This is a genomic window from Petrotoga sp. DB-2, from assembly GCF_054051725.1.
In genome coordinates, this window is sequence record NZ_JBSVZD010000005.1 from 80865 (window position 1) to 92394 (window position 11530).

General features: G+C 33.8%; 12 protein-coding genes. 11 read left to right on the forward strand and 1 reads right to left on the reverse strand.

From position 1 onward, the window contains the following. The first annotated feature begins 3 nt into the window (after nucleotides 1–3). From trpS to ACW9JY_RS03495, 11 genes are all read left to right on the forward strand, one after another. Entirely contained in the window at nucleotides 4–981 is a 978-nt protein-coding gene (gene trpS, locus ACW9JY_RS03445) for a tryptophan--tRNA ligase (RefSeq protein ID WP_457283396.1), read from the forward strand. Nucleotides 982–1063: 82 nt separating this feature from the next. Continuing rightward, on the forward strand, nucleotides 1064–1678 hold the full coding sequence (locus ACW9JY_RS03450; protein WP_281255664.1) for a hypothetical protein: 615 nt from the start codon (nucleotides 1064–1066) through the stop codon (nucleotides 1676–1678). Beyond that, nucleotides 1671–2207, forward strand: coding sequence for an SMC-Scp complex subunit ScpB (locus ACW9JY_RS03455; protein WP_457283397.1), 537 nt, complete (start codon nucleotides 1671–1673; stop codon nucleotides 2205–2207). The genes ACW9JY_RS03450 and ACW9JY_RS03455 overlap by 8 nt, the downstream gene beginning before the upstream one ends. Beyond that, nucleotides 2167–2907, forward strand: a complete 741-nt coding sequence (locus ACW9JY_RS03460; RefSeq protein ID WP_457283398.1) for a pseudouridine synthase — start codon at nucleotides 2167–2169, stop codon at nucleotides 2905–2907. The genes ACW9JY_RS03455 and ACW9JY_RS03460 overlap by 41 nt, the downstream gene beginning before the upstream one ends. Before the next feature lie 384 nt (nucleotides 2908–3291). Then, nucleotides 3292–4383 (forward strand): hypothetical protein, encoded by a 1092-nt coding sequence (locus tag ACW9JY_RS03465; protein ID WP_457283399.1) that lies wholly within the window; start codon nucleotides 3292–3294, stop codon nucleotides 4381–4383. Between the two features lie 13 nt (nucleotides 4384–4396). Beyond that, nucleotides 4397–5608 carry a hypothetical protein gene (locus ACW9JY_RS03470; RefSeq protein WP_457283400.1) on the forward strand — a complete coding sequence of 404 codons (1212 nt, stop codon included), beginning with the start codon at nucleotides 4397–4399 and terminating at the stop codon, nucleotides 5606–5608. A gap of 221 nt (nucleotides 5609–5829) precedes the next feature. Then, complete coding sequence (locus ACW9JY_RS03475) at nucleotides 5830–6438, forward strand: sigma-70 family RNA polymerase sigma factor (protein WP_457283401.1); 609 nt, start codon at nucleotides 5830–5832, stop codon at nucleotides 6436–6438. Next, a complete protein-coding gene (locus ACW9JY_RS03480; RefSeq protein ID WP_202695207.1) occupies nucleotides 6428–7039 on the forward strand; it encodes a hypothetical protein in 612 nt (203 codons plus the stop codon). The genes ACW9JY_RS03475 and ACW9JY_RS03480 overlap by 11 nt, the downstream gene beginning before the upstream one ends. A gap of 56 nt (nucleotides 7040–7095) precedes the next feature. Continuing rightward, on the forward strand, nucleotides 7096–9582 hold the full coding sequence (gene leuS / locus ACW9JY_RS03485) for a leucine--tRNA ligase (RefSeq protein ID WP_457283402.1): 2487 nt from the start codon (nucleotides 7096–7098) through the stop codon (nucleotides 9580–9582). An 88-nt stretch (nucleotides 9583–9670) separates the two neighbouring features. Continuing rightward, nucleotides 9671–10312: a redox-sensing transcriptional repressor Rex gene (locus tag ACW9JY_RS03490; protein WP_103076267.1), complete on the forward strand. Its 642-nt coding sequence runs from the start codon at nucleotides 9671–9673 to the stop codon at nucleotides 10310–10312. 71 nt (nucleotides 10313–10383) lie between these two features. Beyond that, complete coding sequence (locus ACW9JY_RS03495) at nucleotides 10384–10674, forward strand: hypothetical protein (protein WP_457283403.1); 291 nt, start codon at nucleotides 10384–10386, stop codon at nucleotides 10672–10674. Between the two features lie 218 nt (nucleotides 10675–10892). Here ACW9JY_RS03495 and ACW9JY_RS03500 read toward each other — a convergent pair. Next, nucleotides 10893–11530, reverse strand: a 638-nt coding sequence (locus ACW9JY_RS03500) for a transposase (protein ID WP_457283404.1), incomplete at its 5' end; no start/stop codon positions are given.

The following is an 11530-nucleotide window of genomic DNA, read 5'->3' on the forward strand; positions in this document are numbered from 1 at the left end:
AAGATGACCATTCTAAGTGGAATGAGAGCTACAGGTAAATTACATATTGGAAACTTTGTAACTTTAGAAAATTGGGTAGAGATTCAAAATAAATCAGACAAAAATTTTTTCTTCGTCGCCGATTGGCATGCTTTGACCTCTCATTATGACACACCTGAGATAATACAACCCTCTACTTTTGATATAATAAGGCATTATGTGGCGGTAGGGTTGGATCCTAAAAAAAGTGTTTTATTTGTTCAATCAGCCATAAAAGAACATGCGGAACTTTATTTAATTTTTAGTATGATAGCGTCTGTTTCACGATTAGAAAGAATACCAACCTATAAAGAACAAATAAGTAACATATCCACTAAGGATTTAACTAACTTAGGATTTTTAGGGTATCCTGTTTTACAAGCTGCAGATATTTTGATATATAAAGGGGATAGAGTACCGGTTGGGGAAGATCAAATCTACCATCTAGAATTTACGCGAGAAATCGCAAGAAAGTTTAATTTGAAGTACAAAGAAATATTTCCTGAACCACAACCGATCATTTCCAAAGTGCCGAAACTACCCGGCACAGATGGAAGGAAGATGTCTAAGAGCTATGGGAACGTTATAAACATAGAAACTAACGAGAAAGAGTTGAAAGAGAAAATTCTACCCATGATGACCGATCCGGCAAGGATAAGAAGAACAGATCCTGGAAATCCTGAAAAATGCCCCGTCTGGGATTACCATAAGGCATTCACTAAATCCCAAGATGAAAAAGATTGGGTATGGAATGGTTGCACCACAGCTGGGATCGGGTGTGTTGACTGTAAAAAGTTGTTGATCAAAAACATGAAAGAAAGACTTGAACCAGTTTGGGATAAATTAGCTTCTACTTCTGTGGAAGATGCAATAGAAATAGCGGAAGATGGGAACGAAAAGGCAAGAAAGGTTGCCAGCCAAACTATGCAAGAGGTTAGAGAGGCTTTACATTTAAGGTGGTAAGGAGGCTCTCATAATTAACTTTAACTATGTTGATATAAAATTAGACATATTTTCTGGTCCTTTTTTTAAACTTGTTGAATTAATAAAAGAGAAAAAGATTCCTGTTAGGAAAGTATCTGTCAGTTACATCTCAGATATATTCGTAGATTACGTCAACGATAATTTTGACGACTTAAACTCCATAGCAGAATTTTTAGAATTGGCGGCTTATTTGACATTTTTGAAATCAAAAGAGCTACTTCCTAATTCCAATAAAGATAAAGAATTTAGAAAACATAGAGAGGTCATATACGAAACTATTGAAAATTATGACGTTATCAAAAAAGCTCAAGAGGTTATAAAAAAGGATTTTGGTGAAGATAAGAAAAAGCCTGTTGGAATTAAGAATAAGCCATCAATAGAAAAAGAGATCGTTGAAAATCAGCTAGTAAAGTTTTTCGATGATTACATCACCAAACAAAAAAAGCTAGAGATTATCAGAGATAGTTATCGTATAGAAGATGCAATAGAGATGCTCGAAAAAAAAGATGAATTTAATATTCTAGATCTTTACGAATATGCCCAACATAAAAAGATGAATTTTTTAGTAATGTTTTTAGCTTCCCTAATTTTGGTAAACCGTGGTTTTTTTAAATATGAAAAAGGTCTCTTTATTAAACTTAGCTCACAAAATGTTGGAAGTGATTTGAATGGCTAAAGACAAAATAGATGTAGAAATTCGAATGATAGAGGCATTAATATTCTCAAAGCCCAACGGTATATCTTTCAAAGAGATCTCCAAACGTTTAAAGATAAAAGAAGAAGAATTGAGGCATTATATAGAAGAAATAGAATTACATTATATCGGTGACCAACACGGGGTCGAATTGATAAGAAACGGGAACAAATACAGATTTGAAATAAAGCCAGAAATAAAATCTATGATCTTCCCAAACCCTCGAAAATTTGAATTAACCCAAACTCAATTTGAAGTATTAGCGATACTATTTATGAATGGAGATAGCAGGGTTGTTGAAATGGAAAAAATAAGAGGCAAAAATAGTTACTATCAGCTAAAAAAATTAATGGAATACGATCTAGTTAAAAAAAGTAAAAAGAAAAACCATACATACTACCATCTTACCGAAAAATTTTACGAATTCTTACCGGATAAAACGTTGAAAAAGTTGGAGGAAATGAAAAAGAATGAAGTTACAAAAGGCTCTTCAAATAATATCTCTGAGTAGAAGACATTCCTCGGAGCACATATTAACTAAAGGCGTGAAAGTCAACGGTAAATTGGTTAAAGAACCGTGGTATGAATTAAAAAAAAATGATTGCATAGAATTTAACAATAAAAAATATTATCTTTCCGAGCTACAAAAGAAAGCTGAAAACAAGGTTTATTACCTTTTAAACAAACCCAAAGGAGTCTTGTGTACCTTCAAAGACCAGTACGGGAGAAAGACAATAAATGATTTGCTGAAAGGAAAGATTGAAGAAAGAGTTTTTTATGTAGGCAGGCTTGACTACGATTCAAGCGGTCTTTTGCTTCTGACAAACGATGGTGACTTAGCCAATTATTTGTTAAGACCTGAAAATAAGGTCACTAAAGTTTATGAAGTATTGGTGAAAGGTACGCCTTCAAAAAAGGAATTGCGGACTTTGGAAGAAGGTATCACACTTGAAACCGGATATAAAACGATGAAATCCAAGGTGAAAATTTTGAAAAAAGATAAAGATCAAGCACTTTTACAAATCAGTTTAAACGAAGGAAAAAAAAGGCAGATAAAACTCATGATAAAGGCTTTAGGTTATAAAGTTATAGAATTGAAAAGAATCAAATTTGGTCCATGGAGTATAGAAGAAGTCCCTGAGCCTGGAGATATAAAATACTTGGGTGGTAGAGAAGAGGTAAGAAATAGACTTTTATCGAACTTTTCATAGGCAATATAAATGGGGGAATAGAACAATGAGGACGCTAACGCGTCCTCATTGGATGGGCCGAAATATCAATCATGATGTTTCGGGGGGATGGGTATTTTTATTATAGCCAATTATTATTAAGGCTCGTATTCAAAAAAATTAAATTATTTTGCATTTTCTTGTTATTTGGAATGAAAGGGATGTATTATCAATTTAATTTTAAAAGTTTTAAAAAGAATCTAATTTGAGAAAATATGGTATAATCTGATGTTTTAAATAAATTAGAGATTTTTAGGTTTTCAAAAAATATAGAAGCTTTCTGGTTGGCTGTAAGATGAAAGACTGCTAAAACAGGTTTCAAAGTTTCTAAAGGTAGCGAAAAAAATAAATTTGGGGGTGAGAAAAATGAAAAGGTTTTATTATGTATTTTTGTTGTTAGCTGTAAGCATGTTTCTGTTCACGTCTTGTGCACTTGAAGAGATCGAGTTAAAAATGGATCCAGATATTCAAGCTATTGCAAAAGAAAGTATTACAATGTCCGATTTAGTGAATGCAGAAGATATTGAAAGTAGTTTAGAAGATAGTTTTGGTGAAGATGCCACTGTCACACAAAAGTCTGATAATCCCCTGACTTATGGGGTAGATTTGGAAATATTCGACGGAGCAGAAATTTTGGATAAACTTGGTGTTGCTGATTTTAGTTCGGTTCTTACACCTGAATGCACTCTTGTAACTTCTCCAGAACCGTTAGCTTCTTTTTCAGAAAGTGATCTGGGGATCTTAGAGGATATTGAATTAGACTCTCTTCCAGCCACTCTTGTAGTAACAAATGCAACAGGGGTAACGGTTGACACCACATTGACTTCAGGAGGTAGCCCAGTAAATCTTAAATCAGGAGATAAAACTGATTTGGCAGATTTTTTTAATGTTGAAAATGATTTGATGTTGGAATCTATGTCAATAACTTTTGATCCAGGATTTTCGGCGGATGCGTCTACTACTATAACCCTCTTGGTGGATTTTCCTTTTAAATTCACAATAACCGATGACGTAGAATTGTATTCAAATGAAGATGAAGTAGGGGATGAGGATATCTTTGGTAGAGATGAAGAGTCTGCTGATGATTGGAACAATATACTCGATGGGATAGAATCATTAGTACTTCACATGAATTACGACAACACGACAGGATTACCCTTAAAGATGGAAGTTCAAGGGTGGGATGTTGAAAACGACGGACCTACTGCCTCAGGAGCTGTTACGAAGGAAATATCAGTCGGTGAAGATAAAACTGTTGAATTTAATTTAACAGGCCTTATCGAAGATATGAAAGATACGGTTCCTTTTAATTTGATGTTCACCGTAATACTGCCAAAACCGGAAACGGGAACGGAAACTTATTCATTGAATATGAATGGTAATTTAGATCTTAGCCTTTGGTTGGATCTTGATACAGACATAACAATACCAATATCGAATCCTTTAAGGGCACAATAAGGAGGGGATGACTATGAAAAAATTGTTTATTATATTGCTAATAGTTTCTTCGTTTTCTATGATCGTTTTTTCAGAAGGATTGAGATCTTTTGATAGTAGTTTGAATCCCGTTTTGTTAGAGTCGATAGGCAAAAGAAATTATTTTGAAATTGAGCTTTCTCCCGATATTATGATTTATCAAAACGCTTACAAAGTAGCAGAGCTTTTACCCATATTGACCGCTACAAAGTTCACCATTGATTTCGACAATTTATATACCTATTTAGATGGAGAAGCTTTATCTTTTATAACAAAAGATAACGTTGAAGGACACTTTGTAGTAAATATCTTTGATCTGGGTTTTGGGGTTGTACTCAATGGTGATATAAAAAGTGATTTAACGGTACCAAACGATTTGATAATGCTTATTGCTGAAGGTAACGAAATAGATGAGACCTACAAAGATACGATGTCATTTAACTTGAATACATCTTTTAAAGCAGGTGCGTACGCTTCTTATAATTTTGATGGTATGTCGGTTGGATTAGTTTACAACTTGTTCTTGCCCATAGTCTATACCGAGGAATCAAATATTGAATACGAATTTTCCACGGATACAGATGAAGGAACAACAACGGCCCAGTTGAACATGAATGTTGACTTGTACTCTCCATTTGATAGTGATGAGCTTGAAAATATATCCATTAACTCCGTAACAGATAAATTTTTAACCGATGCAGGACATTCCATAGATGCAGGTGTAACCTTTGGTGAGATTAAAAATCCTGTTGTGGGAATCGCAGTAAAAAACATACCTGTTAAACCTGCAAAGGTGTCTTACAAGATTCCCTATCAAGAAACGATTAGTATTTTTGGTGAAGATTCCAGTAGTTCAACACCTATGGAAGTTCAAGATGTAAATGAAGAATATGCTTATCCAATGAGTGTTACCGGATTCTTTAGGATACCAGTAGTCTTCCTCGATATCATTCCATACGGGGAGTTCTATGTGGAAGATCAGGAAATTGACTGGGGTGTGCAAGCTAAAACTTCTCTTTTCAATTTTATCCCGTTGACAGTTGGTATTGAAAAATATTATGGTTACTGGAACACATTTTTAGGTTTTGGAATAGATAGCAGAATTATTGAAAGTAGAACGGAGTTATCTCTTACGGCAAAGGATCTTGAAAAAATTTTCGATTTGAACGGGTTTACTTTCAAATCAAGTTTTGCAATAGGGTTTTAAAAACAATGGTGTATACAATCATTAAAGAAGGGCGCTTAGCGCCCTTTTTTTGAAAGTATTTTGCTGAATGTAGTATAATAGAAAAGAATCAATAGAGTTGAATTTTATAGTGTAATAAGCAAAGGGACTCAAACTATGAATCTTTCAGATTGTTTAAAGATAGTAAATATCTAGTAACTGTGAGGAGCAATATGAGTAGGCATATCTATAGGCTAAGGGGAATGAATCTGGATAAACTTATAGAACTTGCACAAATAGGGGACAACCAAGCCCTAGGCATAATTCTTGAAAAGTTTGAACCTATGGTGAAATCTATTGTTGGGAAATATTATGGAACATGGTTGGAATTCGAAGACTTTTTACAAATAGGTTTGGTGGGTTTAATTCAAGCGGTATATAATTTCAGAAAAGATGCAAACGCTAAATTTTCAAGTTTTGCCTATATGAATATCTCTTCGGAGATCAAGTCTTTTGTCACCTACTTGAACAGAAATAAACATAAAGTTTTAACAGAAGCTGTAAGTATGGAAAACACGGACGACGAATTTACAGAAAACGCCGATTATTATATAGAAAGTGTTGATACTGAAAAGAAGGATTTTCTCAAGGAATATTTTTTATCAAAGAGTCTTGAACAACTCGAATGCAACGAAAGGGGAATTGTTGAATTATGGATAGATGGATACTCATATCAAGAAATAGGTGATAAAATGAAAATAAATACAAAAAAAGTAGATAATACCATCCAAAAGATAAAAAAAGTTTTTGCAAGAAATATAGATGAATACAATAATATAGTGGAGATGTTTGGAGGGAAGTATGAGATTTAAGATAACTATCTTTGTTGTAAGTTTAATAGCAATAGTTTTATCCATTGTCACGGAGATTAGGGTAATAGAACTTAGGAAGGATCTTCAAAGTCAATTCAATCGATTAAATTCAACGGTGAACGAAAAATTGGAGGCTCAAGAAAAGGAGATCTCAAACCTCAATAAATATTTTGAGCCAGATGGTGTGGTTGAAAAATTCATAGTTTCAAACAATTTTTTAGAAAAAAACCTAAACGACCTGGATAAAATTATCACTAATTTAGACGAACCATCAGGCGCTGGCTACATTCAGATATATATTATAGGTTCCTCCGATGTATGGGTGGCGTTTAGAAATCCAGAAGGTAGATACATCTTCCAAGGAAATTTAAAGCCAGGCTTGAATCCATACAAATTTTATTTTTTTAAAGAGCCTTCCATAGAAACTCAATATACCTACACACTTCCTTTTAACGCTTCATTTAAGAGTGGAGTCCCTGAAAATACCTTTTTTCTAATAAAAGAACCTGGTCAGTACAGACTTATTAAACATCCTGATGAAGAAATTTCGAGCATAATGAAAGATTTAAATCTCTATATTCCAACGGTTACAGGAAAATAGTCAATTGTGGTATAATTAACAAAAGAATACTTATAATAATGGAGGAATGACTATAGATGGAAAAAACTTACAACCCACAAGAGATAGAGAAAAAATGGCAAAGAAACTGGCAAGAAAAAGATGCTTTTAAAGTGTCGAATGATGAGTACCCAAAAAAATATTATGATTTGGTAATGTTTCCTTATCCGTCAGGGACCCTCCATGTTGGTCATGTAAAAAACTATGTTATTGGTGACGTTATAGCTCGATACAAGAGAATGAGAGGGTATAGCGTCTTGCATCCCTTTGGTTTTGATGCGTTTGGGCTTCCTGCGGAAAATGCTGCGATAGAAAAAGGGAACATTCATCCTGAAGATTGGACCATGCAAAACATCAATATCATCAGAAATCAAATTAAAAAGTTAGGTATTAGTTATAATTGGGACAGAGAAGTTATAACGTGTAAGGAAGATTACTACAAATGGACACAATGGATTTTTTTACAATTATATAAAAATGGGTTAGCCTACAAGAAAAAAGCACCTGTTAATTGGTGTCCAAACTGCAAAACGGTTCTTGCAAATGAACAAGTTGTTAACGGAAAATGTGAAAGATGTGGGACCGTTGTGGAAATTAAACAGTTAGAGCAATGGTATTTCAAAATAACTGACTACGCTGAAAAGCTGCTAAATGATTTAGAAAAATTGAGTGGATGGCCTGAGAATGTCAAAACAATGCAGAAAAATTGGATAGGTAAAAGTGTGGGAGCAGAAGTAGAATTTAAGCTTGATAATGGCAAAGGAAGCTTGAGAGTTTTTACTACTAGACCTGACACCTTGTGGGGAGTTACCTTTATGGCATTGGCTCCCGAATCCCCTCTTGTAGAGGAATTAACAACTCCAGAATATAGTGAAAAAGTCAATCGATTTTTGCAAAAAATGAGCTTGCAAGATAGGTTTAAAAGAACCGCTGAAGGAGCTGAAAAGGAAGGAGTTTTCACTGGAAGTTACGCGATAAATCCTGTGAATGGAGAAAAGATCCCTGTTTACGTAGCGAATTATATCTTGTACGAATACGGTACTGGAGCAATTATGGCTGTTCCTGCACATGATCAAAGAGACTTTGAATTTGCGAAAAAATACGAACTTCCCATAAGAATTGTTATTACACCTGAAGATGACACGTTAACTGAAGAAATTCTAGAAAAAGCCTACGTTGGTGAAGGAATTTTGGTAAATTCTGGAGAATTTACAGGTTTAAACAACCAAACAGCAATTAAGAAAATCTCTCAGTGGTTAGAAGATAAAAATATCGGAAAAGTTGTCACCCAGTACAAATTGAGAGATTGGCTTATATCAAGGCAAAGGTATTGGGGAGCTCCGATTCCTATCGTATATTGTGAAAAATGTGGGGTTGTTCCTGTGCCTGAAAACGATTTGCCCGTAAAACTTCCTAGGGATGTTGAATTTGAACCAACCGGTAAAAGTCCTTTGATCGATCATCCCGATTTTAAAGAAACAACATGTCCAAAATGTGGTGGAAAAGCTAAAAGAGAAGTTGATACAATGGATACCTTTGTGGATAGTTCGTGGTACTATATAAGATATGTGAATCCAAAGTTAGAAGACAAACCTTTCAATAAAGAGGATGTAGATAATTGGTTACCTGTAGATCAGTATATAGGCGGAGTCGAACATGCAATATTACACTTACTTTATTCAAGGTTCATAACCAAAGTATTGAAAGATCTTGGTTACATTAGCTTTGATGAGCCCTTCAAAAATCTTTTCACTCAAGGTATGATATACAGGAACGGGGCTAAGATGTCTAAATCAAAAGGTAACGTTGTGTCTCCTGAAGAAATGATCGAAAAATATGGCACTGATGCCCTAAGAACTTACATTCTTTTTATGGCTCCTCCCGAAAGGGATGCTGAATGGAATGATTCAGGCATAGAAGGAGCATACAGATTCTTAAATAGGGTTTGGAATACGTACATGAAAATACAGGATAAGATAAATCATCTTGAAAATAAGCCGAATTATCTTTTGAAAAATAAATCTGAAAAGGGTTTAAGAAGAAAATTGCATCAAACTATTGAGAAAATAACGAGCGATATAGAAGGCAATTTTCAATTTAACACTGCAGTAAGTTCTCTTATGGAACTTTTGAATGAATTAACTTCTTATCTTAACAATACAGATGAAAAAGATTGGAACCTCAACTTACTAAAAGAATTTTCTGAAGATTTTGTATTGATGTTATCTCCTATTGCACCCCACATAAGCGAAGAATTATGGAAGAATTTAGGAAAAGATGAATTTATATTTAAAGCAAGTTGGCCAAAGATCGATAAAGATGCTTTAAAAGCAGAAGAAATTACTTTAGCGGTACAAATAAATGGGAAATTGAGAGCTCAGATAACGATTGATGTTAATTTCAACGAAGATGAAGTAAAAAGTTATGCCTTAGAAAATGATAAAGTTCAAAAATATATCTCTGGTAAAAAGATACAAAAGATTATTTATGTTCCAAGAAAAATTATAAACATAGTGGTCAAATAAGAAATAACAAATAGGAGGTGAAAAAAAGTTTTTCACCACATTGTAAATAAACAATTGCTAACACGTTGGTGAGAACTTTTTCATAAATATGAAATCACCCAAAGTGCCTAAACCCACAATAAAAAGGCTAGCAATGTACCACAGACTTTTAAAAGAGTTACGAGAGGAAGGGACGCCAAAAACCTCTTCTCATGAGATTGCTGAGGCTCTTAATATAAAGGCTTCTCAGGTTAGAAAAGATTTATCTTATTTTGGAGAGTTTGGGAAAAGAGGCGTAGGATACGATGTTGAAAATCTGTGTTTAAAGATTCAAAAGATTTTAGGAACAGAAAGAATTTGGAATGTTGCAATTATAGGGGTGGGAAATCTTGGCAGAGCTATTTCTCATTATCCTGAATTAGAAAAATACAAGTTTAAAATAGTTGCAGCGTACGATGTAGATAAAAGAAAAATTAATTCTATTTTGTTACCCGGTGTTCCAATAAAACATATTAAAGAGTTAAAAAATAAAAACAATGATCTTGGTTTTGAAATAGCTATATTAACTGTTCCTTCAAGTGTGGCTCAAGAGGTTGCAAATATATTGATAGAAGCTGGTGTAAAAGGGATATTGAATTTTGCTCCAGTGACTTTGAATTCCGATGATCGTGTTGTTATTGAGAATGTGGATTTTGTTATTTCTCTTAAAACATTAACATATGAAATAGTTAGTAAATACGTACAAATTTGATACTTGAAAACTTATGTGTTCTCAACTGATTACAATCAAATGTAGGGAAACAATAAGGAGGCTAATGTGTTTTGCTTAACATAAATTATCCTGTTTCTTTGGAAACGTTGAAAAAGTTAAAAAATGGTGACAATGTTCTGTACACAGGAAAAATTATATTTGTTACCCCTGAGGCTTTAAAAAGGCTTGAAAAGTACTATCAATTGGAAGGGGTGCCTTTATATAAATTTGTCGGAGAATTTGTCACTTGCGGAACTTTTAATTTGGCGCACGGTGAAATAAAAAACATCAATATCACAGAAATATCTGATTATTTTGATTTTTTGTTACCCACTTCAGAAATAGGTCAAAGCAACGATTAACTAAAGGTAAATTAAGTTAAGGCAAGAAGAAAAAGAACTAAAATATTGGATAATTATCCAAAATGCTCTTTGAAAATCGAAGTAATTCTTCAAAAAATTGGAAAGTAATTAGAATTGAAGAAGTTTTTAGGGAAAATAGAGATGAAAGAAGTACAGTTAATGAATAACCGTTCATTTGGGAAGTATTGAAGAGAATTTAAACTTTCTAAAGAAACAAGCTAAGAAGCTGTTTCATACATAAGTGTTTTAGGAGAAGACAATAAATCATCTCTACCCATCTTGTGAGCTAAGAGAGCAGAAGCGATAAGGAAAAGGTTAGAAAGGTTGCATTCGAGTTGCACAGCGTTTGTATATTTCAAAGAAGTAGTACCGTTGTTGCTTTCTAACCTGGAAAAGATGGATTCAATGAGAGTACGTTTCTTGTAAATCTCTTTGAAGAAAGGAGATTCCCTGTTAAGGAAATGGCGGAAATCATACTTTGAATAGTTTCTGTAACTATAACAGTTAGACCTACCCAAAGGACAGTTAGAAGGATCATCACAAACGAATTTGGTTCTATATATGTTTCTTTTACTCTCAAGGTAATGGGAATGTTTAATAAGTTTTTTACCGCATTCACCTACTAACCTTTTTTTAGAAGAATTCCTAAGAGGAATAAAAGCAATAGAACCGGCTATCAAATGGACGTAATCGTAAAGATCACTTGAATCATATGCGGCATCAGCTAAGAAGTTAAACCCACTAAGATCCAAATACTTAACAACCTTTTCTAAAAGGATGAAAGCATAATTCTTGTCATTGGCAGAAGCAGGGGAAACCACGGTGAAGATAGGGACGTTTAGGAAAGTGATAGTAT